At 62.7% G+C, this 25,872-nt stretch carries 28 protein-coding genes; 13 read left to right on the forward strand and 15 right to left on the reverse strand.

Annotated elements, in window-relative coordinates:
* The first annotated feature begins 7 nt into the window (after window positions 1–7).
* A complete protein-coding gene (locus GFM02_RS08580) occupies window positions 8–1,723 on the forward strand; it encodes a Do family serine endopeptidase (protein WP_168321406.1) in 1,716 nt (571 codons plus the stop codon).
* A gap of 329 nt (window positions 1,724–2,052) precedes the next feature.
* Here GFM02_RS08580 and serB read toward each other — a convergent pair whose 3' ends face one another.
* Complete coding sequence (gene serB, locus GFM02_RS08585; RefSeq protein WP_168321407.1) at window positions 2,053–2,943, reverse strand: phosphoserine phosphatase SerB; 891 nt, start codon at window positions 2,941–2,943, stop codon at window positions 2,053–2,055.
* Between serB and miaA the strand changes: the two genes are divergently transcribed.
* Entirely contained in the window at window positions 2,942–3,838 is an 897-nt protein-coding gene (gene miaA / locus GFM02_RS08590; RefSeq protein WP_168321408.1) for a tRNA (adenosine(37)-N6)-dimethylallyltransferase MiaA, read from the forward strand. The two genes, serB and miaA, sit on opposite strands and share 2 nt — an antisense overlap.
* Here the strand turns inward: miaA and GFM02_RS08595 are convergent.
* The gene (locus GFM02_RS08595) at window positions 3,835–5,343 is read right to left on the reverse strand and encodes a PLP-dependent aminotransferase family protein (protein ID WP_205930236.1); all 1,509 of its coding nucleotides are present in this window, start codon (window positions 5,341–5,343) and stop codon (window positions 3,835–3,837) included. The two genes, miaA and GFM02_RS08595, sit on opposite strands and share 4 nt — an antisense overlap.
* 144 nt (window positions 5,344–5,487) lie before the next feature.
* Here GFM02_RS08595 and GFM02_RS08600 point away from each other — a divergent pair, with 144 nt between their 5' ends.
* Both GFM02_RS08600 and GFM02_RS08605 read left to right on the forward strand, forming a co-directional pair.
* Window positions 5,488–6,102, forward strand: coding sequence for a LysE family translocator (locus GFM02_RS08600; RefSeq protein WP_168321410.1), 615 nt, complete (start codon window positions 5,488–5,490; stop codon window positions 6,100–6,102).
* Window positions 6,103–6,123: 21 nt separating this feature from the next.
* Window positions 6,124–7,050 (forward strand): dihydrodipicolinate synthase family protein, encoded by a 927-nt coding sequence (locus GFM02_RS08605; protein WP_168321411.1) that lies wholly within the window; start codon window positions 6,124–6,126, stop codon window positions 7,048–7,050.
* On the opposite strand, the gene GFM02_RS08610 is transcribed toward GFM02_RS08605, so the two are convergent.
* The gene (locus GFM02_RS08610; RefSeq protein WP_168321412.1) at window positions 7,035–9,074 is read right to left on the reverse strand and encodes an ATP-binding protein; all 2,040 of its coding nucleotides are present in this window, start codon (window positions 9,072–9,074) and stop codon (window positions 7,035–7,037) included. The two genes, GFM02_RS08605 and GFM02_RS08610, sit on opposite strands and share 16 nt — an antisense overlap.
* A 322-nt stretch (window positions 9,075–9,396) precedes the next feature.
* Between GFM02_RS08610 and GFM02_RS08615 the strand changes: the two genes are divergently transcribed.
* Window positions 9,397–11,187: an acetolactate synthase 3 large subunit gene (locus tag GFM02_RS08615; RefSeq protein WP_168306828.1), complete on the forward strand. Its 1,791-nt coding sequence runs from the start codon at window positions 9,397–9,399 to the stop codon at window positions 11,185–11,187.
* 20 nt (window positions 11,188–11,207) lie between these two features.
* On the forward strand, window positions 11,208–11,780 hold the full coding sequence (ilvN, locus tag GFM02_RS08620; protein ID WP_003560902.1) for an acetolactate synthase small subunit: 573 nt from the start codon (window positions 11,208–11,210) through the stop codon (window positions 11,778–11,780).
* A gap of 148 nt (window positions 11,781–11,928) precedes the next feature.
* Here ilvN and GFM02_RS08625 read toward each other — a convergent pair whose 3' ends face one another.
* Entirely contained in the window at window positions 11,929–12,777 is an 849-nt protein-coding gene (locus tag GFM02_RS08625; protein ID WP_168321413.1) for an aldo/keto reductase, read from the reverse strand.
* A gap of 151 nt (window positions 12,778–12,928) precedes the next feature.
* Between GFM02_RS08625 and GFM02_RS08630 the strand changes: the two genes are divergently transcribed.
* Window positions 12,929–13,522, forward strand: coding sequence for a LysE family translocator (locus GFM02_RS08630; RefSeq protein ID WP_168321414.1), 594 nt, complete (start codon window positions 12,929–12,931; stop codon window positions 13,520–13,522).
* Here the strand turns inward: GFM02_RS08630 and GFM02_RS08635 are convergent.
* Both GFM02_RS08635 and GFM02_RS08640 read right to left on the reverse strand, forming a co-directional pair.
* The gene (locus GFM02_RS08635) at window positions 13,514–13,990 is read right to left on the reverse strand and encodes a DUF2269 family protein (RefSeq protein ID WP_168272660.1); all 477 of its coding nucleotides are present in this window, start codon (window positions 13,988–13,990) and stop codon (window positions 13,514–13,516) included. The genes GFM02_RS08630 and GFM02_RS08635 overlap by 9 nt on opposite strands.
* Window positions 13,990–15,264, reverse strand: a complete 1,275-nt coding sequence (locus tag GFM02_RS08640; RefSeq protein WP_168321415.1) for an SDR family oxidoreductase — start codon at window positions 15,262–15,264, stop codon at window positions 13,990–13,992. Before GFM02_RS08640 ends, GFM02_RS08635 begins: the two co-directional genes overlap by 1 nt.
* 402 nt (window positions 15,265–15,666) lie before the next feature.
* On the opposite strand from GFM02_RS08640, the gene nthA reads away from it, so the two are divergent.
* Genes nthA through GFM02_RS08655 form a run of 3 tightly spaced genes read left to right on the forward strand, consistent with a single transcriptional unit; the run spans window position 15,667 to window position 17,253 of the window.
* Complete coding sequence (nthA, locus tag GFM02_RS08645; protein WP_246792175.1) at window positions 15,667–16,242, forward strand: nitrile hydratase subunit alpha; 576 nt, start codon at window positions 15,667–15,669, stop codon at window positions 16,240–16,242.
* Complete coding sequence (gene nthB / locus GFM02_RS08650) at window positions 16,239–16,898, forward strand: nitrile hydratase subunit beta (protein ID WP_020050769.1); 660 nt, start codon at window positions 16,239–16,241, stop codon at window positions 16,896–16,898. Before nthA ends, nthB begins: the two co-directional genes overlap by 4 nt.
* On the forward strand, window positions 16,885–17,253 hold the full coding sequence (locus tag GFM02_RS08655; protein ID WP_168272658.1) for a nitrile hydratase accessory protein: 369 nt from the start codon (window positions 16,885–16,887) through the stop codon (window positions 17,251–17,253). The genes nthB and GFM02_RS08655 overlap by 14 nt, the downstream gene beginning before the upstream one ends.
* Window positions 17,254–17,354: 101 nt before the next feature.
* On the opposite strand, the gene GFM02_RS08660 is transcribed toward GFM02_RS08655, so the two are convergent.
* From GFM02_RS08660 to GFM02_RS08680, 5 genes are all read right to left on the reverse strand, one after another.
* Window positions 17,355–18,137, reverse strand: coding sequence for an anti-sigma factor family protein (locus GFM02_RS08660; protein ID WP_168272657.1), 783 nt, complete (start codon window positions 18,135–18,137; stop codon window positions 17,355–17,357).
* On the reverse strand, window positions 18,134–18,649 hold the full coding sequence (locus GFM02_RS08665) for an RNA polymerase sigma factor (RefSeq protein ID WP_131620286.1): 516 nt from the start codon (window positions 18,647–18,649) through the stop codon (window positions 18,134–18,136). The genes GFM02_RS08660 and GFM02_RS08665 overlap by 4 nt, the downstream gene beginning before the upstream one ends.
* Window positions 18,650–18,679: 30 nt before the next feature.
* Complete coding sequence (locus GFM02_RS08670; protein WP_168321416.1) at window positions 18,680–19,060, reverse strand: COG4315 family predicted lipoprotein; 381 nt, start codon at window positions 19,058–19,060, stop codon at window positions 18,680–18,682.
* Window positions 19,061–19,216: 156 nt separating this feature from the next.
* Window positions 19,217–19,633 carry a VOC family protein gene (locus GFM02_RS08675; protein WP_168321417.1) on the reverse strand — a complete coding sequence of 139 codons (417 nt, stop codon included), beginning with the start codon at window positions 19,631–19,633 and terminating at the stop codon, window positions 19,217–19,219.
* Window positions 19,634–19,689: 56 nt separating this feature from the next.
* Window positions 19,690–20,025, reverse strand: coding sequence for a cupin domain-containing protein (locus tag GFM02_RS08680; RefSeq protein WP_032992058.1), 336 nt, complete (start codon window positions 20,023–20,025; stop codon window positions 19,690–19,692).
* Between the two features lie 141 nt (window positions 20,026–20,166).
* On the opposite strand from GFM02_RS08680, the gene GFM02_RS08685 reads away from it, so the two are divergent.
* Both GFM02_RS08685 and GFM02_RS08690 read left to right on the forward strand, forming a co-directional pair.
* Complete coding sequence (locus GFM02_RS08685; protein ID WP_168321418.1) at window positions 20,167–20,718, forward strand: MarR family winged helix-turn-helix transcriptional regulator; 552 nt, start codon at window positions 20,167–20,169, stop codon at window positions 20,716–20,718.
* Between the two features lie 131 nt (window positions 20,719–20,849).
* Window positions 20,850–21,338: an RrF2 family transcriptional regulator gene (locus GFM02_RS08690; protein ID WP_168321419.1), complete on the forward strand. Its 489-nt coding sequence runs from the start codon at window positions 20,850–20,852 to the stop codon at window positions 21,336–21,338.
* 15 nt (window positions 21,339–21,353) lie between these two features.
* Here GFM02_RS08690 and GFM02_RS08695 read toward each other — a convergent pair whose 3' ends face one another.
* From GFM02_RS08695 to GFM02_RS08710, 4 genes are all read right to left on the reverse strand, one after another.
* Window positions 21,354–22,835, reverse strand: coding sequence for a cyclic nucleotide-binding domain-containing protein (locus tag GFM02_RS08695; protein WP_168321420.1), 1,482 nt, complete (start codon window positions 22,833–22,835; stop codon window positions 21,354–21,356).
* Between the two features lie 191 nt (window positions 22,836–23,026).
* The gene (locus GFM02_RS08700) at window positions 23,027–23,443 is read right to left on the reverse strand and encodes a cupin domain-containing protein (RefSeq protein ID WP_168321421.1); all 417 of its coding nucleotides are present in this window, start codon (window positions 23,441–23,443) and stop codon (window positions 23,027–23,029) included.
* Window positions 23,444–23,511: 68 nt separating this feature from the next.
* Window positions 23,512–24,267 (reverse strand): SDR family oxidoreductase, encoded by a 756-nt coding sequence (locus GFM02_RS08705; protein ID WP_168272649.1) that lies wholly within the window; start codon window positions 24,265–24,267, stop codon window positions 23,512–23,514.
* Between the two features lie 68 nt (window positions 24,268–24,335).
* Window positions 24,336–24,815, reverse strand: a complete 480-nt coding sequence (locus GFM02_RS08710; RefSeq protein ID WP_003560866.1) for a carboxymuconolactone decarboxylase family protein — start codon at window positions 24,813–24,815, stop codon at window positions 24,336–24,338.
* A gap of 131 nt (window positions 24,816–24,946) precedes the next feature.
* Between GFM02_RS08710 and GFM02_RS08715 the strand changes: the two genes are divergently transcribed.
* Window positions 24,947–25,870: a LysR family transcriptional regulator gene (locus tag GFM02_RS08715; protein WP_168321422.1), complete on the forward strand. Its 924-nt coding sequence runs from the start codon at window positions 24,947–24,949 to the stop codon at window positions 25,868–25,870.
* Window positions 25,871–25,872 lie beyond the last annotated feature (2 nt).

A 25,872-nucleotide genomic window follows, 5' to 3' on the forward strand; every position in this document is an offset into this window, starting at 1 on the left:
AAGCTTGATGGCCCCCACGATTCGCTCGCCCTTCAGACGAACGCTCGCGCTTATGGCCAGCGCCGCAGTCCTGGCGCAAGCCGGCGTGAGCGGGATTGCCTATGCGCAAACCGCGCCTGAGACGACCGCACCCGGGATCACGGCACCCGCTCCGGCTACTCCCGCTCCTACGCCTCCCGCAGCCGGCGCTCCACAGCAGACCGCTCCGATCCAGGCCGCCGTGCCCAATAACGGCCCGGCTTCCGTCGCCGATCTCGCCGAGGGGCTGCTCGACGCCGTGGTCAACATCTCGACCTCGCAGAAGGTGAAGGACGATGAGGGCGCGGGTCCGGCGCCGCGCGCGCCCGACGGCTCGCCTTTCCAGGAGTTCTTCAACGACTTCTTCAATAAGCAGCAGGGCAACAAGGGCGGCAACCACAATGTCAGCTCGCTTGGCTCCGGCTTCGTCATCGATCCGGCCGGTTATATCGTCACAAACAACCACGTGATCGAGGGCGCCGACGATATCGAGATCAATTTCGCCAATGGTTCGAAGCTCAAGGCGAAGCTGATCGGCACCGACACGAAGACCGATCTTTCGGTGCTGAAGGTCGAGCCGAAGACGCCGCTGAAATCCGTGAAATTCGGCGATTCCAGCACGATGCGCATCGGCGACTGGGTGATGGCGATCGGCAATCCGTTCGGCTTCGGCGGTTCGGTGACGGTGGGCATCATTTCCGGGCGTGGCCGCAACATCAATGCCGGTCCTTACGACAACTTCATCCAGACCGATGCGGCGATCAACAAGGGCAATTCCGGCGGCCCGCTCTTCAATATGAAGGGAGAAGTGATCGGCATCAACACGGCGATCATTTCGCCGAGCGGCGGCTCGATCGGTATCGGCTTCTCGGTGCCGTCGGAGCTTGCTTCCGGCGTCGTCGACCAGTTGCGCGAATATGGCGAGACGCGGCGCGGCTGGCTCGGCGTGCGCATCCAGCCGGTGACCGACGATATCGCCGACAGCCTCGGGCTCGACACTGCAAAGGGCGCGCTGGTCGCCGGCGTCATCAAGGGCGGCCCCGTCGACGACGGCTCGATCAAGGCTGGCGACGTCATTTTGAAATTTGACGGCAAGACCGTCAGCGAAATGCGCGACCTGCCGCGCGTCGTGGCGGAAAGCACGGTCGGCAAGGAAGTCGACGTCGTGGTGCTGCGCGACGGCAAGGAGCAGACCGTCAAGGTGAAGCTCGGCCGGCTCGAGGACAGCGATCAGGCGGCTGCATCCGACGATGCAGCACCCGATGGCTCGCAGGACGACGGTGTGATCACCCCGGATCCCGGCGAGAACAATGACATGGACCAGCCGGATTCCGGCGATCAGGCCAAGCCTGCACCCGATACACCCGACCAGCATAAGGGCCAGGTGTCGCCGGATGCGGCCACGCCGAAGAACGTGCTCGGGCTGTCGCTGTCGCTGTTGAGCGCTGAGACGCGCAAGGCCTTCGGCATCGCCGAGAGCGTCGATGGTGTCGTCGTGACGGAAGTGACACCCGGCTCCGCCTCGGCTGAAAAGGGGCTGAAGCCCGGCGACGTCATCGTCGAGGTGGCGCAGGAGTTCATGAAGTCGCCGGATGCGGTCGCCGCCAAGGTGCAGGCGCTGAAACAGGAAGGCCGCCGCAACGCCCAGCTGATGATCGCAGGGGCGAATGGCGATCTGCGGTTCGTGGCGGTGCCGATGGAATAGGGGAGCTACGGGGTAGTGAACTAGCCGCGGTTTCCAGCTCTACCTCATTCCTGTGCTTGTCACAGGAATCCAGTGCGCCCAAGTCTTTGGGCGCAGAAGATTCTTCTCTCCTGATGTAAGTCACTCACCGCGCAGGCGCGCGGTGGCTGGATTCCTGTGACGAGCACAGGAATGAGGGCCGAGAGGATGTGCCAGCCGGCCTTTCGAAACGGGACCGTTGGCGTAACGGTCCGGAGATGGCAAGCCATTTGGCGGGTTTACGGAGGTTGCCCTTCCGTACGAGCCACCAGCGATCAGCCCCGATTTCGGGAATATCGCTGCTATCGCCTTCATACTGTCACGAAATCCGTCTTGCGGTAACCCTGGATATAAAGCAGGGCGGTCAGGTCGCCGTGGTTGATTTGAATCTGAGCTTGAGCAGCGACGGTGGGCTTGGCGTGGAGGGCGACGCCGGAGCCGGCTAGCTGCAGCATGCCGAGATCGTTGGCGCCGTCGCCGACGGCGATCGCTTCTTCCGGCGAAATGCCGAGGCTTGCCGCAATTTCGTTCAGCGCATCGACCTTCGCCTGTTTTCCGAGGATCGGTTCGGCGACGAAGCCGGAGAGAATGCCGCCGTCTTCGAGCAGCGTGTTGGCACGGTTCTCGTCGAAGCCGAGGGTAGCGGCGATGCGGCTGGTGAAGACGGTGAAGCCGCCGGAGACAAGCGCGGTGTAATGGCCTTTAGACTTCATGGTGGCAAGCAGTTCCGGACCGCCCGGGGTGAGCGTGATGCGCTTGGCGATGACCTCGTCGACGACCGATATCGGCAGCCCCTTCAGCAGGGCGACACGCTCACGCAGGGCAGGCTCGAAAGCGATCTCGCCGTTCATGGCGCGGGCAGTAATGGTCGCCACCTTCTCCTTCAGGCCGACTTCAGCAGCGAGTTCATCGATGCATTCCTGGCCGATCATCGTCGAATCCATATCGGCGATCAGCAGCTTCTTGCGGCGGGTCTCCTGCTCCTGGATAACGAGGTCGATGGGCGCGCTTGATATGACGGCGAGGATATTGGCCTCGGCCGCTTGCCTATCGGTGCCGTCGCGCAGCGCGATGTCGCAGGCAACGCCATCGGCAAGCCAGTAGAGACCGGAAGCATTCACGGCCTCGGCCGCCCGTTCGGCGATTTCCGGGGTCAGCACGGGATTTGACGGATTGGCAACAAGCGTGGCAACGAGGGCCATGATGGAAAACCTTCTGAGCACAGTGAACGCGATCCTGATAACCGGGCCGACCGCCAGCGGCAAGTCCGCGCTCGCCGTCGAATTGGCCAGACGCCATGACGGCGCGGTCGTCAACGCCGATAGCATGCAGGTCTACGACACGCTGCGGGTGCTGACGGCGCGCCCGTCGGAGGCGGAGATGCAGGGCGTGCCGCATCATCTTTACGGCCACGTGCCGGCAGGCGCGGCCTATTCGACTGGCGCCTGGCTGCGGGATGTCTCGGCACTATTACCGGGGCTCAGGGACGCAGGACGGCTGCCGGTCTTCGTCGGCGGCACCGGACTTTATTTCAAGGCGCTGACCGGTGGTCTCTCCGATATGCCCGAGATAGCGAAGGTGTTGCGGGAGAAACTCAGGACGCGGCTGCTGGAGGAGGGGCCGGACGGGCTCTATATCGAACTCGCCGAGGCCGACCCCGCCATGGCGGCAAGCTTGAACCGTCAGGACGGACAGCGCATCGTCCGGGCGCTGGAGGTGGTAAGGGCGACGGGGCGGTCGATCGCCGATTTCCAGGGCCGGTCGGGGCCGGAGGTCATCGACGCGGCTGAGGCCCGCAAGATCGTCGTGCTGCCGGACCGGGCTCTGCTGCATCAACGCATCAACGGCCGTTTCGAAAAAATGCTGCAGCAAGGCGCGGAAGAAGAGGTGAGGGCGCTGCTTGCGCTCGATCTGCCGGCCGAGGCCCCTGTGATGAAAGCAATCGGCGTGTCGCAGATTGCGGCGATGCTCGCGGGCGAGATGACGCGCGGCGAGGTACTGGAGAAGGGTGCTGCGGCGACGCGGCAATACGCCAAGCGGCAAATGACATGGTTCCGCAACCAGATGGACGATAGCTGGGAGCGGCTGACGGTTTAGGCTTCAGCTTGTTGCGGGCCTTGTGGTTGAGACATCTGCTGGCCCAGTAGTTTGACGAGTTCGCGAACCGCCGCCTGCAGCTGTTCCGGCAGAAATCCGCCGAAGCCTAGCATCAGACCGGGATGCGCCGGCCGTGTGGCATACATTGGGGAGATCGCCCGCACGGCGAGGCCGGACGAGAGGGCGCGGGCTGCGAGTTGCACGTCGTCGACCTCCTCAGGCAGCCACAGAAGAATATGCATGCCCTGGTCGCTCTGCTGCACGCGGCAGCCCTCAGGCAATGCCCGGGCGAGCGCCGAAAGCAGAACAGCGCGGCGCTCGGCATAGAGGCCGCGGATGCGTCGGATGTGCGCTTCGAAATAGCCTTCCCGCATATAGGCCGCCAGAACGTGCTGTTCGGCGGTCGGCGAATGCCGGTCGAGAATGGCACGGGCGCCGGCAAAGGCTTCCGCGAGTGGCGAAGGGGCGATGACGTAGCCGAGGCGCAGGGAGGGAAAGAGCACCTTGCTGAAGGTGCCGAGATAGATGACGCGTGAGGGACGCAATCCCTGCATTGAGGGAAACGGGTGTCCGGCATAACGCAGCTCGCTGTCGTAGTCGTCTTCGACGATCCAGGCGCGATTTTGGTCGGCCCAGGTGATCAGGGAATTGCGCCGAGCCATGCTGAGCGGCATTCCGATCGGATATTGGTGCGACGGGGTCACGAATGCGGCGCGCGCCTGCGGGCATAGCTCGAGGCCGCGTTCCACGTTCATTCCCTGTGCATCGACCGGCAGGCGGTGCGTCTGGACGCCGAGATCATCGAGCACCGCCGTCAGGCCGGGATAGGCCGGATCCTCGGCCCATACCGGATCGTCACGCGAGAGAAGCACCCGGCCTGCCATATAGAGGCCTTGCTGGGTGCCTGACGTGACGATGACCTGTTCGGGCTCACAATGAACGGCCCGCGCGCGGCGGACGTGATCGGCAATGGCAAACCTGAGTTCGAGCAAACCCATAGGATCGTGGTAACCCGAGGGGGCGGCCTGTCGCGACGCGCGCACACGGTTGCCGAGACGGCGCCAGTTGTCGTCCGGCGCAATACCGCAGGCCGGGACGGCGATGGCGAAGGGAACGGGCGGGTGAGGGGTGAGCGCACGGGCGATGGAAATCAGCCGGGCCGCCTGGGACGGCAGATCGACAGCATCCGCAGTAGACGGCACTGCCGGAGCGGGCGGGCGGGCCGGCGTCGCGTCCATCAGATCAGCGGCAACGCGGGTTCCGGCTCCGACCCGCGCTTCGAGATAGCCTTCTGCGGTCAACTGATCGAACACCTCGACGACAGTGCCGCGCGCGATTTTCAGCGAAGCCGCAAGGCTACGCGTCGAAGGAAGGCGTTCTCCCGACCTCAGCTCACCGCGGGCGATTGCGTTCCGCAGGGCCTGCGCAAGCTGGCGACCGACATTGGCCGTTCGATCGATCGCCTCGAGCGATGGTATTTCGATGGTGCTGCGCCGTTTGGACATCGCAAAATGGTCCATACAAATTCTTCAAAATGGCGCTTCACAATGAACCAATTTTGGAAGAAAAGGAAGCTTATTGGCGGTTCCCGACGGAGCATTCTTCGTCTTCGTGGGTCGTGCGGGCGCAAACTCCGGAAAAGAACGTAAATGCAGGATCTTCTCGTCGTCTACATTGCCTACACAATCGCTGCAGGCAGTCCCGGACCAAGCAATATGGCCATCATGAATGTGGCGATGCGGCAAGGGCGTCGACCGGCGCTCGCCCTTGCCGCCGGTGTTATAACAATGTCGACATGCTGGGGGCTGATCGCGGTCACCGGCATCTCGACACTCCTCGTCCGCTATGCCCATGCCCTGCTGTTCCTTAAGATCGCAGGCGGATTGTACCTTCTCTGGCTCGCCTGGAGAGCGGCCCGCTCGGCCGCCGCCCCGGATAGGCCGGCAAGCGAGGCCGTGCGGCCTGCCGCGCAACGCGGCGCGCTCTATCGTCGCGGCGTTCTGATGCATCTCGGCAATCCGAAGGCGGTTCTGGCCTGGGTGGCGATCATGTCGCTCGGCCTCAAGCCGGGCGCTTCGCCGCAGATGGCCGTCACCGCCTTCGGCGGCTGCGTGCTCTTAGGGATCTCGATATTTGCCGGCTATGCCGTGCTCTTCTCCACGGCACCGATGGTGCGCGGCTACGCCCGTGCGCGGCGGTGGATCGAAGGCAGTCTTGCCGTCTTCTTCGCTGGCGCCGGATCGCGCCTTCTGTTTTCACATTGACCGGATTTTCAGGATCGCATCATGTCTGTCGTTTCTCCATTTCATGGTCTTTCGGCCTTTCCGCCAACTCCCGCCGATAGGGACGGCCGCGTCGACACGGAAGCCCTCGGCCGCCTGCTGGAACGCCTGTGTGATGCAGACGTGGCTTCGATAGGCCTTCTCGGCAGCACCGGGATCTATGCCTTTCTCACACGCGAGGAGCGACGGCGAGCCGTCGAGGCTGCGGTCGAGTGCGTTCGTGGTCGTATTCCTCTCGTCGTCGGTGTCGGTGCTCTGAGGACAGACCATGCCCGGAGCCTGGCGAGGGATGCCGAGGCCGCCGGTGCAGACGCTCTTCTGCTTGCCCCGGTGTCCTACACGCCGCTGACCGAGGACGAAGCCTACGAGCATTTCCTGGCGGTCACCGAGGCGGCGAAGCTGCCGCTTTGTATCTACAACAATCCCGGCACGACCCACTTCACCTTCAGCCGGGATCTTCTGCAGCGCCTATCCGATATCCAGACGATCAGGGCCGTGAAGATGCCTCTGCCTGCTGACGGCGATTTCGCAGGCGAGCTGGCGGCATTGCGAGGCAAGACCAGGCTTGCGATCGGCTACAGCGGCGACTGGGGCGCGGCCGAAGCGCTGCTTTCAGGTGCCGACGCCTGGTACAGCGTCATCGGCGGCGTGCTTCCGCGCGTCGCCCTTGCCCTGACCAGGGCTGCGATTGCGGGCGAGGGCGGCGAAGTGCGTCGGCTCGATGGTCTTCTCGAGCCGCTCTGGCAAACGTTCAAGGCGTTCGGAAGCCTTCGTGTGGTCTACACGCTGGTCGACCTTCTTTCACTCGCCAGGGCAGAGCTCCCACGCCCTCTCTTGCCGCTCGGGCCGATGGACCGGCAACGGGTGCTCGATGCCGTCGAGCCACTGATCGCCCTGGAGAGCGAGCTGAAGCCTCAATCCTTATTGTAGAGGCTGCTCAGCGGTTTTTTCAGGATGCTTTCGCGCAGTGACGTGCCGGGTTCCCGGCGCGAGACGGCGGGCTGATCCGCCGGCGGTGCCGGCCGGGGAAAGACCGGCTCATCGCGGCGCATCTCGCGGCGAAGCGCGTCCAGCCTTGGATCGATCGCGGGTGACGTGGCCGGGTCCAGCCGCGGTGTCTGCGGCAGCAGTTCGCGGCGGTAGGATTCGAGCGGTGCGGAGGCGGGCGGCGCGGCGGAAGAGGTGGGCGGCGCGTAGGGCTTCGCGTCGAGATCCTCGTCGGCTGGATCAGCCTCGTCGAAGTCTGCCACGGACGCAGCATAGTTCTGCTGGAAATTCGAAATGTCGGGTCCGACGGTCACCGCCCGCATGCGGGTGACGATCTTGCGCAGATCGACCGTATCCGGATCTTCTTCGCTGTTCTTGCTGTTGGCGCTGCTCGCCTTCGGCAGGAGCTTTTCGTCGACGCGGGAAAAGCGCATGCGCATCGGCACGCTGATCGCCTCGCCAAAGGCGATCGCCTCGCCATTACCGATCGAGGAGATGAAGCTGGTCGTCGAGATCGAGGAGTTCGGGATGGCCGAGCGGATGATTTCCTGGTCTCGGTCGTTGGCAAGGCGCATGGCAAAGAGTGTCGAACACTGCGACAGGATCGTCTGGTCGAGCTCGCCCGGCCGCTGGGTGATGATGCCGAGCGAGACGCCGTATTTGCGGCCTTCCTTGGCGATGCGGGCGATCGCCTGGCGCGTCGGCACGAAGCCGAGGCTCGGATCGGAGGGGATATAACGGTGAGCTTCCTCGCAGACGACGAGCATGTGGATGGCGCCGTCGCTCCACAGCGCCACCTCGAAGGCCATGCGGCAGAGTACGGAGGCGACCGAATTGACGACCTCGGAGGGGATGCCGGCAAGCTGGAAAGTGCAGATCGGCCGGTTCTCGCCGGGGATGCGGAAGATCTGCGCGATGGTTTCGGTGATCGTGTCGCTGATCGTGTTGTTGGAGAACATGAAGTGATAGCGCGGATCGTTGATCGCAGCGATGAGGCGCATCTTCAGCGACCGCAGGAAGGGCTTTTCCGAGCGGCCTTCCAGGCGGCCGATGCGCTCGTCGATCAGCGCCAGCAGATCAGCCATGCGGTAGGGAACCGGCGTATCGGCGGTGATCGAGCTTTTTTCCGTCGTGCGGCGCACCAGCGAGTTGTCGCTGCCGCGGAAGGCGCGCTTGGCTTCCGGCAGGATATCGCGCAGCATGTCGAGCTCTTCGGGCACCGGCGGGCGGCCCCGAAAGACGACTTCGGCGAACTCCTCAAGCCGCATCAGCCAGAAGGGCAGATCAAGCGTATCGGTATCGATGGTGACGGAGTGCTCGGGAAAGGCGGCGGCGAATTCGTTATGCGGATCGAGGATCAGGACGCGCAGCTTCGGGTCCGCCGCGATCGCCTTGTGCAGGAGCAGCGACACGGCCGTCGACTTGCCGACGCCGGTCGAGCCGACGACGGCGAAATGCTTGGAGAGCATCGAGGGGATATGGATCGCCGCATCGATGCTTTCGTCCTGCGTCAGCTTGCCGATGACGGCGGTCGTACCTTCGCCGGCATCGTAGATGCGCATCAGGTCGGCCGATCGGATGCGGTGCGCGATGGCGCCGAGATAGGGATAACGCGAGATGCCGGTCGAGAATTCCTCGCGCCCGTCCTCGTCGACACGGACTTCGCCGAGCAGTTCGGTCTCGATCTTGAAGATATTGTCTTCGCCTTCGCCCCAGGCATGGCTGCCGGTGTTCATCTGATAGACGAGCGCGACGACGCGGTTGCGGCCGACGCTGATCGAAATCAGCCGGCCCACGGACCAGAGTTCGGTCAGATCGGTGCCGCCCTGTTCGGCGACGGCGGCAATCGTCGCCCGCGAACCGCTGCATGCGACGACGCGGCCGAGAAAGCGATTCCCCGGCGCATGGCCATCGCGGCGATCATGCTCGCCTGCCTTGCCAGACATGCGCAAGTCGTTGTTGAGCAAAGGGCTACTCCCTGCGGTAGCGTAGAAGAATAAAGTCGATCCTTTAACAAATCCTTCATCCTATCGATTTTCGGGGATGCAGGCGGGGGGAGTTTTTTATTGCGGCATGCGTTGACGCTGCGAAATTTTCTGTCTATCACTTCCGACCATGAAAATCGCAACGGCTCTTATCGTGGTGGGAAAGCGCATGGGCAGGATGGTGTAACCATCCGGCGATAGCCACCCATGCGCTAGATGACAGGCTCCTCAGGGGCCTTTTTTTATGCCCGAAATTCGGGCTTCCGGCCACAAACGCAATCCCAGCATCAAACGGAACAGACAGATGAGCACGGACAATCAGGCGGCAGGCAATCGGATGACGGGGGCGGAGATCGTTCTCAAGGCGCTGAAGGACAATGGCGTCGAACATATCTTCGGCTATCCCGGCGGCGCGGTCCTGCCGATCTATGACGAGATCTTCCAGCAGGAGGATGTCAAGCACATCCTCGTCCGCCACGAGCAGGGCGCCGGCCATGCGGCCGAAGGTTACGCCCGCTCCACCGGCAAGGTCGGTGTCATGCTGGTGACCTCCGGTCCGGGCGCTACCAACGCCGTCACGCCGCTGCAAGATGCGCTGATGGATTCGATCCCGCTCGTCTGCCTAACCGGTCAGGTTCCGACCCCACTGATCGGCTCCGACGCCTTCCAGGAATGCGATACGGTCGGCATTACCCGGCCCTGCACCAAGCACAACTGGCTGGTCAAGGATGTCAACCAGCTCGCCGCCGTCATTCACGAGGCCTTCCGCATCGCCCAGTCCGGCCGTCCGGGCCCCGTCGTCGTCGATATTCCGAAAGACGTGCAGTTTGCGACCGGCACCTACACGCCGCCCGCCGATTACGCGATCCAGAAGAGCTACCAGCCGAAGATCCAGGGCGATCTCAACCAGATTCATGCGGCGATCGAGCTGATGGCGAATGCGCGCCGTCCGATCATCTATTCCGGCGGCGGCGTCGTCAATTCCGGCCCCGAGGCTTCCAAGCTGCTGCGTGAGCTGGTCGAGCTCACCGATTTCCCGATCACCTCGACGTTGATGGGCCTCGGCGCCTATCCTGCTTCGGGCAAGAACTGGCTGAAGATGCTCGGCATGCACGGCTCCTATGAGGCCAATATGGCGATGCACGACTGCGACGTCATGGTCTGCATCGGCGCCCGTTTCGACGACCGCATCACCGGCCGTCTCAATGCCTTTTCGCCGAACTCGAAGAAGATCCATATCGATATCGACCCATCCTCGATCAACAAGAACGTCCGTGTCGATATCGGCATCCGCGGCGATGTCGGCCATGTCCTCGAGGACATGGTCCGCCTGTGGCGGGCGCTGCCCAAGAAGCCGGAAAAGGGCCGCCTGGACGACTGGTGGACCGATATCACCCGCTGGCGGGCGCGCAACTCCTTCGCCTATACGAAGAGCAATGATGTCATCATGCCGCAGTATGCGCTGGAGCGGCTCTTTGCCCACACCAAGGACCGCGATACCTACATCACCACCGAAGTCGGCCAGCACCAGATGTGGGCGGCACAGTTCTTCGGTTTCGAGCAGCCGAACCGCTGGATGACCTCGGGCGGCCTCGGCACGATGGGCTACGGCCTGCCGGCAGCACTCGGCGTGCAGATCGCCCATCCCGACAGCCTCGTCATCGACATTGCCGGTGACGCTTCGATCCAGATGTGTATCCAGGAAATGTCGGCGGCGATCCAGCACGATGCGCCAATCAAGATCTTCATCATGAACAACCAGTATATGGGCATGGTGCGCCAGTGGCAGCAGCTGCTGCACGGCAACCGTCTCTCCAATTCCTATACCGAAGCAATGCCCGATTTCGTCAAGCTGGCGGAGGCCTATGGCGCTGTCGGCCTGCGCTGCGAAAAGCCGGATGCGCTGGATGACACCATTCTGGAGATGATCGAGGTCAGAAAGCCTGTCATCTTCGATTGCCGCGTCGCCAATCTCGCCAATTGCTTCCCGATGATCCCCTCGGGCAAGGCCCATAACGAAATGCTGTTGCCGGACGAAGCCACCGACGAAGCTGTCGCCAATGCGATCGACGCCAAGGGCCGCGCGCTCGTCTGATCAGGGAAGGAACCAGAACAATGAACGCACACCTACAGCCCACGGGCTCCGCCTATTTCATCTCGCCGGAAACGGCGGCGGTCGAAAGCCACACGCTTTCGGTTCTCGTCGACAACGAACCGGGCGTTCTTGCCCGGGTCATCGGCCTGTTTTCCGGCCGCGGCTACAATATCGAGAGTCTGACGGTCTCCGAGACCGAGCATCAGGCGCATCTTTCCCGCATCACGGTCGTCACTCGCGGCACGCCGCAGGTGCTGGAGCAGATCAAAGCGCAACTGGAACGCATCGTGCCGGTGCACCGCGTCGTCGATCTGACGGTGCGCGCCCGCGAGCTTGGCCAGGATCGGCCGATCGAGCGCGAAGTGGCGCTGGTCAAGGTGATCGGCGAGGGCGAGATGCGCGCCGAGACCCTGCGCCTTGCCGATGCCTTCCATGCCAAGGTGGTGGATGCGACGGTCGGTCACTTCATTCTGGAGATCACCGGCAAATCGTCGAAGATCGATCAGTTCGTGGCGATCATGAAGCCGCTCGGCCTCATTGAGGTGTGCCGTACCGGCATTGCGGCGATGAACCGCGGCGTGCAGGGCATGTAAGGCACAAGCTTCATACTTTCCTCGGCGTCATCCTCGGCCTTGTGCCGAGGATCTGCCCACGTATCGAGCGGCGCAGATGCTCGGGACAAGCCCGAGCATGACGAAAGAGGAGTCGGCAGGCTTTGTCAGCAGTTCGAGTCGCTGAAGGTCAGAGCATCTCCAGCGGCTTTTTCTTTGTGGGCGGCGGAAAGGCGGCGTCGAGGGCATCCCAGTCATCGTCGGTGATGTCGAGCGAGACGCAGTCGCGGTTTTCCGCTGCGCGTTCGGCATTTGCCGTCTTCGGAATGACGATGACGCCGTCGCGTTCCAGCAGGAAGGCGAGCGCCAGCTGGGCGGGCGTTGCCTGATAGGCCTTGGCGATGCGGATCAGTTCGGGATGGTGCAGGATGCTTCCCTGGTCGATCGGCGAATAGGCCATGATGGGAATGCCGCGGCTCTGGCACCAGGGTAGCAGATCGAATTCGATGCCGCGGCGGGAAAGGTTATAGAGCACTTGGTTGGCGGCGACGTTGGCGCCGTCGGGCACTCCAAGCAGTTCCTCCATGTCGTCGGTGTCGAAATTGGAGACGCCCCAGGCGCCGATCTTGCCGGATGCCTTCAACGTTTCGAAGGCCGCGACGGTCTCTGTGAGCGGATAATTGCCGCGCCAGTGCAGCAGATAGAGATCGATGCGATCGGTGCCAAGGCGTTCGAGACTATGCTCGCAGGCTTCGATCGTACCATGCAGGCTGGCATTCCAGGGATAGACCTTGCTGACGATGAAGACCTCGTCGCGCCGACCCCTGATCGCCTGGCCGACGATCTCCTCGGCGCCACCGTCGCCGTACATTTCGGCGGTGTCGATCAGCGTCATGCCGAGATCGATGCCGGCCTTGAGGCTTTCGATCTCTGCCTTGGCATGGCCGGCATCCTCGCCCATGGCCCAGGTGCCCTGGCCGAGCGCCGGCACCTCAGTGCCATCAGGGAATGTGATCGATGGAATCGGGTCGTCCTGCATGGTTTTCTGTCCCTTTGACAGAAGATTGGGCCGGGTCGCCATCTTTCAAGTAATCCTGTCACCATGACAATGATGTAATGGTATCGGCCATTTAGGACAGTTATGCTGACCTAAATAAATAGGCCGCAGAAAGCTGGCTTCGGGAGGTCGCATGCCGCTGGATACATTTCTCGCCCTCGTTCTCTTCGCCTTCACGACCTCGATCACACCGGGGCCGAACAATATGATGCTCTTCGCGTCGGGCGTAAATTTCGGCTTCCGCAGGACGATCCCGCATATGTTCGGCATCGGCGTCGGTTTCTTCTCGCTGCTGATCGGCGTCGGCCTCGGGCTCGGCGCGCTGCTGCATGCGGTGCCTATGGTCTACACGGCGCTGAAATTTGCAGGCGGCGCCTATCTCGTCTGGATCGCCTGCAAGATCGCCTCGTCGCGCTCGCTGAGCGAAGGCAGGAGCGGCGTCCAGCCGATGTCCTTCTTCGCGGCGGCGGCCTTCCAGTGGGTCAATCCAAAAGCTTGGGTGATGGCGGTCACCGCGATGGCGACCTACACCAATCCGCAACTCTACCTGGTGAGCGTGCTGATCGTCGGGCTCGCTTTTGCGGCGGTCAATGTGCCCAGTGTTTCGACCTGGGCCGGCTTCGGCTCGGCGCTGAGGGAATGGCTTTCCGATCCGGTGCGGCTGAAATGGTTCAATATCAGCATGGCGGTGCTGCTGGTGCTAAGCCTCTGGCCGATGCTAAAATAGAGCGATCGACGGCTTCGTCAGCATCAGCCAGAGAATGCCGATGACGGCTGAGAAGGCCGGAAAACCGCAGGCGAACCAGATGCGGTAGAGGCTGAAATAGGCTGGCGGCAGTGCTTTTCCCGCCGCTGCTGCGGCGCGGGCATGATCGCGCAAGCGGATCTGGATCCAGACGACCGGCAGCCAGAACAGGCCGGTCACGACATAAAGCAGCAGCGACAGCGCAATCCATCCCTCCGACAGGTCCCAACCGATCGACCGGGCCAGCAGATAGCCGGTCACCGGCTGGAGAATGGCTGCGGTGGCGGTGAAGAGGGTGTCGGCGATGACAACCGTGCTGGCGACATGGGCGATCAGACGGGGATCGCGTGTCCGGTGTGCCATCACCATGAAGAAGGCGATGCCGGCGCCGGTGCCGAAGAGCACGGTCGCGCCGATGACATGGGCAAGCAGCAGCCATTCCTCAAGCATCAGCGTTCATCCAGCGTGGAAAGTGCGGTGAGCGTCAGCAGGATCGATGGCAGCACCTTGACGAGGGGACCGAGCGGATCGAGCCAGAGGGCGGGTTCGAGCAGGCTGGCGCCGGCAAGATAGGCGAATGACACGGCCAGCATGCCGAGAAGGGCACGTTTCGCCAGCGGGCGAAGGAGGACGGCGGCGCCGAGAGCGATGTCGATCAGGCAGGTTGCAAGCGTCAGCGCCGTGGCTGCGGTCTCCGGCATGAACGGCAGGAAGTGAGCGGATGTCTTCTCCAGCGTCAGCAGCGGGATCAAACCTGAGAGCAGCCAGAAAGCGGATAGGCCCGATATGACGAGCGGCTTCAGAAGATAGAGCCTGGCAAACCAGAGATCCTGTACGCCGGACGGATTGGCCGAGAGCGTCGCTGCCGCGGGTGTCGTGGCAAGACCGCTCTCCGCTTTCAAGCTCCGCACACCTTCCGACATGATGGTCATCGCCGTGGAGCGCAGCGGCGAACGCCAACCGAGCAGTCCTGATAGATCGGCCAGCCACGTGACCGGGCTGGCAAGCCAGCGAGGGAGAGCGAACACGCGGGCTGGCGCCAGGCCGAGCCACTGGCGGTGAAGGCGGACGAGATCGGCGAGCGTCAGAACTTCGGCGGCGGCAAGATCGATATCGCCGGAGATGCCGCCGGAGACCGCCCGCGACACGGCTTCCGCCACATCGTCCAGCGAAAGCGTTTCGACCGGACTTTCGGCATGGACCAGCGGGAGCACCAGGGGAAAGGCGGCAAGCGCCCGCAGCAGCGCCGAGCCGCCATGGGCATTGCGGCCAAGAACGAGGGCAGGGCGCAGGATGAGGTAAGGCAGGCCGCTTGCCGCCAGCGCCTCGTCGGCCCGCCGCTTGGTGGCGAGGAAGGGAAGATCGCCAGCGGCTCCCGTCGTCCTTGCCGATATCTGCACGATCAGCGGGCGCGACGAGCGTTTGGCGGCGGAATAGAGCGCCAGCATCGCCTCTGCCTGGGTGGCCGACAGATCATCCGACAGGCCGTCCTGCAGGGTGCCGGCGCAATTGACGACGACATGCTGGTCTTTGAGGAGATCGTCCCAGTCGTCAGCCTCCGTCATGCGCGAGAGATCGGCCTGGCGCCAGTCGATCGCAGGCTGCTTCAAGCGCGCACGCACTGGATTGCGCCCGAGCCCGGTTACGGCGTGGCCATCGGCCACGAGCCGGGCCGCGATGACGGAGCCTATGAAGCCGGTTGCGCCGAGAATCAGGATGTTCATGACAGGAGATTAGCGGAAAAGCGTGAGTGGTATAGGAGGGCTTGGCGGGCGTGCGGTGTGTGATAGAAGTAGCAGAGAGGACGTTTTTAGGGACGCGACAGGCTGCCACGATTCCGCTTCTCCCCAGCGGGGAGAAGATGCCGGCAGGCAGATGAGGGGTGAGCGGCAACGCCGTGAATGCGCTAAGCGCAAGCGAAGGGCAACAATGGATGGCGTGCCGTGCGGCCCCCTCATCCGACCCTTCGGGCCACCTTCTCCCCGCTGGGGAGAAGAGGGAACCAAGCCGCGGACCTCGCTTACTTTTCAGACCCGCCAGAGAGGGTGAGAGCCGCCTTTCTGCCGTACCGGGAGGACATTGCCTTGCACGACCATCATCACGATCACGACAACCATTATTCCGACATGCAGGCGCGCGTGAAGGCGCTGGAAACGCTGCTGACGGAGAAGGGGCTGATCGATCCGGCGGCGATTGATGCCATCGTCGAGACCTACGAGACAAAGGTAGGGCCGAGGAACGGCGCGCATGTCGTGGCAAAAGCCTGGAGCGATCCTGATTTCGCCGACTGGCTGAAGCGCGATGCGACGGCGGCCATCGCCAGCCTCGGTTACACTGGCCGGCAGGGCGAGCACATGCGCGCCGTCTTCAACACCGCCGATACCCATAATCTCGTCGTCTGCACGCTCTGCTCCTGTTACCCCTGGTCGGTGCTCGGCCTGCCGCCGGTCTGGTACAAGGCGCCGGCCTATCGCTCGCGCGCCGTCATCGATCCGCGCGGCGTGCTGGCCGAATTCGGCCTGATGCTGCCGGAGGATAAGAAGGTGCGCGTCTGGGATTCGACGGCGGAGCTGCGTTATCTCGTCATCCCCGAGCGGCCAGAAGGTGCAGAGGAAATGGACGAGCAGTCGCTCGCCGGCCTCGTCAGCCGCGATGCGATGATCGGCACGGCCGTTGCCCGCAAGCCGGAGAGCTCCACATGAACGGACCGCACGATCTCGGCGGGCAGATGGGCTTCGGTCCCGTCGCGCCCGAACAGGACGAGCCTTATTTCCATGCCGAATGGGAAAAGCGGGCGCTCGGCATCACGCTTTCCTGCGGCGCTTTCGGCGCATGGACAATCGACGAAAGCCGGCATGCGCGCGAGAATATTCCGCCGGCCGATTACCTCGCCGCCAGCTACTACGAGATCTGGATCCGCGGCATCGACAAGCTGCTCGAACGACACGGCTTCGCGACGCGTGAGGAGCTGCTTTCTGGGCGGAAGCTGCAGGACGGCGCTGTGCCGAAGCGGGTGCTGAAGGCGGACATGGTGCCAGCGGTGCTGGCCAAGGGTGGGCCTTGCGATCGTCCTGTCGAGGCAGCGCCGCTCTTCGTGGTCGGTGAAACGGTAAGGACGAAGAACTTTAATCCGGCGACGCATACGCGCCTGCCGCGTTATGCCAGGGCCAGAACCGGTGTGGTCGAGGCGGTGCAGGGTTCGTTCGTTTTTCCTGACGACAATGCACACGGCAAGGGCGAGAACCCGCAATGGCTCTATACGGTTGTCTTCGATGGTGCGGAGATCTGGGGCGAGGATGCCGATCCCACGCTGACGGTGTCGATCGATGCCTGGGAGAGCTATCTTGAGCCGGCATGAGATATCGCCGCTGACGCTATCGTCCGGGCTGCCGAGATCGCCGGAGGGCGAGCCGGTTTTTCCCGAGCCGTGGGCGGCCGAAGCCTTTGCCATAACCGTGCACCTCAACGCAAAAGGCCTGTTCAGCTGGAGCGAATGGGCTGAAACGCTTTCCGCGCAATTGCACAAGCCTGGCCGGGCCGAAGATGGCAGCGACTATTTCGACTGCTGGGTGGCGGCACTCTGCGACCTTCTCGTCAGCCGCGGCATCGCCGATGCGGAAACGATCCTGGCACTGCAGCAGAGCTGGCAGCGGGCGGCGGAAGCGACGCCGCACGGACGGCCGATCGAGCTTAGCAACGATCCCTCGCGCTGATCCTTAGATCGGTTCAGCTGTCGAAGCGCAAAACCGCTCTAACCTTTTGTTTCTTGAGGCAATTCCGGGCGGAAAACCGCTTTGCCTTTCCTGGAATTGCTCTAGGACGGGAACTGCTTGTAGCACTCCTCGGCTATCTCCCGCAGCGTCTCGCGTGAGATTTCGCCGGTGACGGCATAACCGAGTTCGCCATCGATCCAGTAAAAGGTTTCGAGATTGCCCGATGAGGCGAAGCGGAAGCTCGTCGTGCGATTTTCCGTGTTGCGGCCGACCATGACAGTCAGGCGCTCGCCGGGCTGGTTCTCATACATGAACAGGGCGCCCGGCCTACCGTCGACCGGCAGCAAGCGGCCGCCGACCAGCTTGAACCCGAGCGGCTGCAGGTTCGGGATCTTGAGGTTCTGAATTGCCAGGCGCTTGCCGAGCCAGGTGGCGAGGTGGACCTCCTCGTTTGCGAAGACCTCGACGGGGTGGCGAACCTCGGCGGCATAGACCATGAAAGCGGTCTGGGCCTGTTTCGGCAGGGCTTCGGAGCCGGCAAGCTGCAACTCCGGCTTTTCCAGAAGTGCGGGGCCATAATGGCCGCTGGCGGCGCCGAGCGTGAAGACGAGGAGGGCTGATGCGGCGATCGCCCAGCGTTTCGGTCCCGATGAAACGGCGCGCGGGGGGACGACGAGCAGAGGATCGGTGTCCTTCGCCTTCTCATAACCGGCAAACAGCGATCGGACGCCCGAATTCTGCGCCTGCCATTCGGCGACCATCGCCGCCTCGTCGGGATTGTCGGCCAGGAAGGCCTCGATGCGGGCGCGCGCCGTTTCCGGCAGCTGGCCGTCGGCATAGGCGTGAAGGTCGGCTTCGGTGACGCTCGGATTGGTCTCGTTCATTTCGGTCTCCGAAGCGTGATGATGTTGTCGGCCTTCAGCCGTTCGGCGACGCGCCGGCGGGCGCGCGACAGTCGCGACATGACGGTGCCGATCGGGATATCGAGCGCGGCTGCGACCTCGCCATAGGTGTATCCCTCGATGACCACGAGCATCAGCACGGCGCGGTGTTCTTCCGAAAGGCTGTTCAGCGCATCGTCCAGCCGGGCACGTTCCAGCGGATCGGCCGGCGGTTCGGGCGCGGCCAGATTGTCTGCGGCATCGAGCTCGACAAGGCCGTCGCGCGTCTTGCCGCGCCGGCCGTTGCGGTAGAGATTGGTCATGATGGTCAGGACCCAGCCGCGCAGGTTGAGGCCGCGCCATTGGCCGCGGCGCGTGAGAACTTTTTCGACGCAATCCTGGAGCAGGTCCTCGCCATCGGCATCCGAGCGCGTCAGGCTGCGCGAATAGCGCCTGAGCGAGGGGAGGAGGGCCAGAATCTGGCCCTCGAAGGTTTCGGGTGCGGGTATCTTCATGCCGGCTCTCTTGGCATCAGGGTCCGACTATCAAGGTTTGGCGAGATCCCAGTTGCCGCCGACGCCGTCGCCGGTGATGTCGCCCGTCTTCTTGTCCTTGACCCAATAATAGAGCGGCATGCCGTCCTTGGCCCATTGCTTCGTGCCATCCTTACGGTCGATGATCGAATATGCACCATCAGCCTTGGCATCGGAAGCCGCCATCAGCGGCGGCCAGTTCTTGGCGCAATCGTCGTAGCAGTTGGAAACGCCCTTGACGTCCTTCTTGAAGGTGTAGAGCGTCATGCCGTTTTCGCCGGCAAGCACCTTGCCCTTGGCGGATTCCACGGTCGTGACAGGAGCGGCGGCGAAAGCAGCGGTCGCGGCAAGGATGGCGGCCGCCACGACGGACAGGAATTTCACGGATTTCATGATGTCTCTCCTCAGATTGGGCACGCAATCTTGCGCTACCTGAGATGAGACACGAGGCGCGGTGGTTTTATTCCAGGCGCAGTAAAAGTTTTCATGGCGGGCGAGGAGGGCCGAAGCCCGTTTCGCCCGCGCATGGCGCGTCGGGCGCCTTGCCGGCTATTCTCCGGTGGCGGTCGCCGCCGCCATGTCGACCCACACCGCCTCGAATATATGGCCATCGGGATCTTCGAAGGCACGGTTGTAGAGCCAACCCATGTCCGTCGGCGCGCGCGGATCGGCTTTGCCCCCGGCGGCTGCGGCTGCCTCGACGATGGCGTCCACCTCTTCGCGGCTGTCCATCGTCAGCGCGATCAGCACTTCGCTCGCCTTTTGCGCTTCGGCAACGGGTTTGGGCGTGAAACTCGCGAAAAAATCGCGCGTCAGCAGATGGAAGAAAATGGCGTCGGTCCAAACCATGTTCGACGCCTGGTGATCGCTGAACTGTTCGTTCTTGCTGCAGCCGATCGCTTCATAGAAGCGGGTCGCAGCGGCAAGGTCTTTCACCGGCAGGTTCACGAATATCATCTTGGGCATTGCAGTTCTCTCCTTCTTTTGTCTCCAGGCTTTGTCTTAAAGGCGAGGGCTTTGCCTCACACAAATTCCTGCACGATGGTGTCGCTGGCATGAATGCAGACGATTTCGAGCCGTCCGGTGCCGACATTCTCGAAGCGGTGGGGAATGTTGGCGGCCACGACGACGATATCGCCGGGAAAGGCGCGGGTCTTGGCGTCGCCCACCGTGAATTCCGCTTCGCCTTTCCTGACAGCCCACGTTTCGGAATAGGGGTGGACATGCAGGTCAGGCCCTTGGCCGGGCTCATTGTCGACCAGGAAAAGCGATATCTCGCCGCCATGGTCGCGGCCTTCGAAACGGACAGTGCGACTCTGATCGGGTCGCGGTTCCTGGTGGCGAAGAATCCTGAACATCACGTGCCTCCTGCTGGTGCTGTCTATGAACAAAACTATCTTCGCGAGAAGATATATTCCTAAAACTATCTTCCTGTCAAGATATCTTCCGTAACTCGGATAGAAGGTGTATGTCTCGCTTGTGGTGATATGAGGCAGAAGATGACGAATGGATCTAAAGGAGACGACTCCTGCGAGGATCATGTCGACCGGCTGCGCCGGCAATGGGCGGTGGAACTGCCCGACCTCGACACGGAGCCGATGGCGATCCTGGGGCGAGCCTTTCGATTATCCAACCTAGTGCGCCCCAGCATCGAGGCGACTTTCGCCGATTTCGGCCTCGACCGCGGCGAATTCGATGTGATCGCAACGCTTCGCCGTTCCGGGCCGCCTTACCTGATGACCCCGACGGAGATGTATTCGGCGCTGATGATCTCGTCCGGAGGCCTGACTCACAGGCTTGACCGGCTGGAGAAGGCGGGACTGATCCGCCGGGAGAAATCGCCGCGTGATGGGCGCAGCGTGCTGGTGGCTTTGACCGAGGCGGGTGCGGCACTCGCCGAAAAGGCCTTCCGCACCGACATGGCGAGCGAAGCTTTTTTTCTGCAGGCTCTTGACGGAAAGGAGCGCGAGGCGCTCGCCGTGCTGCTGCGCAAGCTGATCGCCGGAATTGAAAATGAGCAGGCGAGGGGAGAGGACGAGAACGAGGGCTGAGGGGAGATCGGAGCCCGCATCGCCGTTCAGGCACCAACACGCTGCTTCGCAGCTCATTTACATCGCGTGGCTTTTCGGATAAGATATGTCCTTAATTACATTGCAGAGCCAGCCATCACACGAGTTGCTGAATGATCCTGAAAAGCCAGGTCGAATGGGCGCTTCACTGCTGCGCCATTCTCGCGGGCCTGCCAGAGGGCAGGTATCTTTCCACCAAGGCGCTCGCCGAGCTTCATGGTCTGCCGAAGGAATATCTCTCCAAGGCGTTGCAGAGCCTTTCGCAGGCGTCGCTGGTCGAGACCACGCTCGGTCCGAGTGGCGGCTACCGGCTTGCCAAGACCCCCTCGGATATCAACTTTCTCGAGATCGTCGAGGCAGTCGAGGGGAAGGCCCGCAGCTTCACCTGCACGAACATCCGGGAGAACAATCCCTGCCGGCCGGCCGGTTATTGCGACAGCAAGCCATGCGCGGTGGCACGCATCATGTGGGAGGCCGACGAGGCCTGGCGGGATGCGCTGAGGCGCGTCCGGCTTTCCGATCTGGTCGGCACCTTGTCCGAGGAAGTGCCGGCCGACATTTGGCGGAGCACGTTCGAATGGGTGCTCAAGCGCGCCGGCTGAGCGGGGTGCCGATCTCTATGCCTTGAAGATGGTTTTGATGGTCTTCAGAATGGCATGGGCGCTGTGGGCATGTTCCGGGGGCAAGGAGGCGCCATTGCGGAAACGCTCGGCGCGGCTGGCGAGGTGGTCGGCGATTTCTTCCGCCAGCGCCGGGCGTTCGCTTAAGAGCGGCGCGAAGGCCTCCTGATCGATCTCATAGGCGGTCACGGCGGTCAGAGCCTCCAGGGTGCAGACTTCCTGCATGCCGGCGAGCAGTCCGGTCTCGCCAAAAAAGTCACCCGGCGCGAGCCGTCCGCGTTCCTCGCCTGCGTTCCGCGCCGCGATGATGCCGGCGCGCACCATCATCAGTGAGGGCAGCATTTCGTCCTCCCGCACGATCACATCGCCCTTGCGGAACTCCCGGACAGTGGTGGTTTCGGCGAGCCTGCGCTTTTCATCTGATGTCAGCGTCGTAAAGACCGGAATGGCCTCGATCAGGGCAAGCGGCGTTATGCTCGGCGGCTTTGCGCTTTCTTCCGTCGGCAGATCAGCGGTCAGCACCGTCGCCGACGGCGGAATGGCCAGCAGCAGGCCGGCGGATTTGCAATGGCGATAGACGAGATCGAGCACTTCGTTGCGCGCCGGCACCCGCTGGCTCGGGCTTGTCACCCGAAACTGCAACTCGACCTCAAGTGCCGTGGCATCCAGCCCTTTCAGCGCGACGACCGGCGGCGGTTCGCGCACGATCGAATTGCAGCTCGCAAGTGCCGTTGCCATGACGTGGCGGACCGATGCCGGCATGCGCGTCGGGGCGATGCGGATGGTGAGGATCAGGAGATGGCTCTCGTCAGGCCGGCTGACATTCGTCAGGCCGAGCTTTGCCAGAAAACTGTTGGGCAGTACGACGACATTGTTGGCGCTGGTCAGGATGTGTGTCGCGCGCCAATTGCTTTCGACGACGCGCCCCTCCGTGCCGTCGCTGAGAAGGATCCAGTCGCCGATGATGTACGGCCGGCCGAGTGTCAGGGCGATGCCGGAGAAGACGTCAGCGAGCGTGTTCTGCAGCGCCAGGCCGAGAATGATGGCGACCACGCCCGAGGTCGCGACGAGGGTTCCGATCGGCACGCCGAAGACGAAGGCCAGAACCGACAGGGCCATGCCGATATAGACGACGCCGATGACCAGATCCTGGAGCAGGCGAGCCTCTCGCGGACTGCCCTCCAGCACCAGATAGAGCCTGATGAAACCGATGACGGCCCATGCCAGATGGATCCACCAGAGCGTTTTTGCGACGATGACCAGCAGGGCCCGCGGATCCTCGGACTCATATCCTTGAAACCGGTGGGGTTCGATGCCGCTGCCGACGAGGATCAGCGTCATCACTGCAAAGAAGAGGATCTGCACCACCAGCCGCGTCGTCGGCCGCTGGCGGGAGAGCAGATGCCAGACGACGATCCCGGCGAATCCGACTGTTATCAGGGATATCAGAGGTTTGCCGAAGAGGGCGTCGTCAATCATCTCTTTGTCTCCGGGGTGCGTGCTATACATGATTCAGCATCTCGGCCGCCCGCGCAAGCATCAGGCCCGCCCGGGCAGCATCGCATCGGCCCGAAAATCGGAACCGATTTTCGGAAAGCACGATGCGTAGATTCAAAGTGTTACAGCGTCCTTTGCGCGTCTGAAAGACGCGCGGCGCTGTAATGCGATCGTCACTTCTTGAGCGGATAGGTCAGCTCTTTCTGGTTGGTGTCGACGACGAAGACGGCGAGCAGGCGGGCGGGCTTGATCTCGCTGTCGTTGGCGCTGACGCCGTGGCGGTCGCCCGGCATTTCGGAGAAGCTTTCTCCGGCCTGATAGACCTTGACCGGGCCGTCATTGACCTGGCTGCGGATTGCTCCTTCAAGCACGGTGGCGTAGATGAAGGCGGTGTCGGGATGAGTGTGGCCTTCGGAGAAGCCGCCCGGGCCGTATTCGACCAGCACGCCTTTGATGCTCTTACCCGGCACGTTCGGAAGCTCGTGCTCATAGACGAGTGTCACCTTCGCAGACTCGCTGCTGTCATAGGCGCTGACGCCGGTGGCAGCCGGAAAGGCGAGGGCGGCGGCGAGGAAAAATGTTTTGATCATCGGAATCTCCATGGTTGCTGGGTCGGGGGAAGACGCGCCCGAGCGGTCGCGTCTTGAGGGCATGTCAATCATGTCGGCTGGGTGGACTTTGCGAACCACTGCTCGAAGGTGATTGAACCAAGCCGCGGATTGTCGTCGGAAACGAGCGACTGGTCGTTCAGTCTTGCGCCGAAATATCTCGCCTCGACGTCAGCCTCGGTGGTGCGCGGGTCTTTCATGGCCTTCAGATAGCGGGCGACGAGCTCGCTGAGGCGCGCCCGTTCCGGACCAGCGATCTCGATCGTCGCATTGGCGGGAGCAGAGAGGGCCACGTCCGCCATGGCGTCTGCCACGTCGTCGGAAGCAATCGGCTGCACATAGGCCGGCGACAGGTGGACCGTCTGGCCGACCGTTCCCGATTGGGCGATGCCGCCGAGGAATTCCATGAACTGCGTCGAATGCACGATGGTGTAGGGAATTCCCGATGCCTTGATCAGTTTTTCCTGGGCAAGCTTGCCGCGGAAATAGCCGCTTTCCTGCAGACGCTCGGTGCCGACGACGGAGAGGGCGATATGGTGCTTGACGCCGGCGAGTTTTTCGGCGGCGAGAAGATTGCGGCCCGAGGTCTCGAAAAATTCGAGCACGGCCTTATCCTCGAAGGACGGCGAATTGGCGAGGTCGAGCACGACTTCGGTGCCCGAGAGCGCCTCTGCCAGTCCTTCTCCCGTGATCGTGTTGACGCCGGAGTTCGGCGAGGCGGCAATCACGTCATGGCCGCGTTTGCGCAGGCGTTCGACAGTCTTCGAACCGATGAGGCCGGTTCCGCCGATGACAACGATTTTCATAATGGATCTCCGTTCGCTGTCGTGGTGCGGCAGCGTCAAAGGTGAATCTTCTCAATGAATTGCGCGGTTTAGTTCAGGCCAGCCTTATCGAGACCGTAGGCCTTGTCGGCCGTGCCGGGCACGGTCTTGAAGCCGACATTGACGCGGTTCCAGGCGTTGATCGCCATGACGACGAAAGTCAGATCCGAGATTTCCTTCTCGGAAAGCTGGCCGCGCACCCGTTCGTAAATCTCGTCGGGAACGCCGCCTTCGGGAAGCTTGGTCAGTGCTTCGGTCCAGGCAAGGGCTGCGCGCTCGCGGGGGATGAACAGGTTCGATTCCCGCCAGATGGCGACGTGGTAGAGCCGCAGTTCGGTCTCGCCATGGATCTTGGCCTGCTTCACATGCATATCGAGGCAGAAGCCGCATCCATTGATCTGCGAGGCGCGGATCTCGACGAGGGCCTGCAGCTTCTCATCGATCACGCTGCTTTTCAGCGCCATGCTGAATTCCATGAATTTCTTGAAAAGCTCGGGGGACTGTTGGGCGTAGTTCAGTCGCTGGGTCATGTGTCTCTCCTTTAATTAAGGATACTAGATATCCTTATGGATATAAGATATCCTTAATTGCTGGACTGTAAAGCCATTCTCGCTTAGTCTGGCTGCATAAAGCCTATGCGCAAAAGTATGAGGGGCAGGGGATGGATATCGTTTCGGCATTGCGGACCTTTCAGCGCGTCGTGGAGACGGGTTCATTTTCGGCGGCGGCGCATGATCTTGACGTGACGCAGCCAGCGGTCTCGCGACAGGTCGCAGCCCTCGAAGGCCATTTCAACACCCGCCTCCTCCATCGCACGACGAGCGGCCTGTCGCTGACGGCAGAGGGGGAGCGGATGTTGCCGATGGCGCTGCGGATTCTCGAAGCGGTTGAGGAGCTTGGCGATGCGGCCGGATCGGACGGAGCCATGGCCTCGGGAAAGGTCAGGCTCAGCGTTCCAGCACCACTCGGTCTCTATCTCAGCGAGCGGCTCGGCGATCTTCTCGCCGCCCATCCGAAGCTCTCGGTCGAACTCATCTTCAGGGAGCAGGGCTCGGATATGATCGAGGAGCGCCTGGATCTCGAAGTGCGCTTGGGCCCGGTCGCCGACAGCAGCCTCGTCTGCCGGCGGATCGGCTGGACGACCGCCTTCCTCGTTGCGTCTCCCGCCTATCTCGCGCGCAGGGCGGCTCCCCGCGCACCGAAGGAGATCAAGGACCATGAATGCCTGTGCTACAACAGGGCAGGCGAGGCCAATAGCTGGTCCTTCTCGAATGGTTCGGAAGACATATCGGTGCGGATCTCACCGCGGCTGACCGCCTGCAATGCCGTCGCCATTCACCGGGCAGCCCTTGCTGGAGCGGGTCTTGCGGTGCTTTCGCACATCATCGCGATACCCGATATCGCCGCCGGCCGACTGGTCCCCGTCATGAAGGATTTCCAGCCGAGCCGGCTGCCGGTTACCGTCGTCTATCCCTCGCGGCGCAACATGCCGTTGCGCGTCAAGACGGTTCTGGATTTTCTCACCGACGCTATGGGCCAGGACCCGTCGATGTGCGCCAGCGGCGCGGACCGGCAGTGGAACTGATG

Origin of the sequence: Rhizobium leguminosarum bv. viciae, assembly GCF_012276115.1 — a bacterium.
GTDB lineage: Bacteria > Pseudomonadota > Alphaproteobacteria > Rhizobiales > Rhizobiaceae > Rhizobium > Rhizobium leguminosarum_T.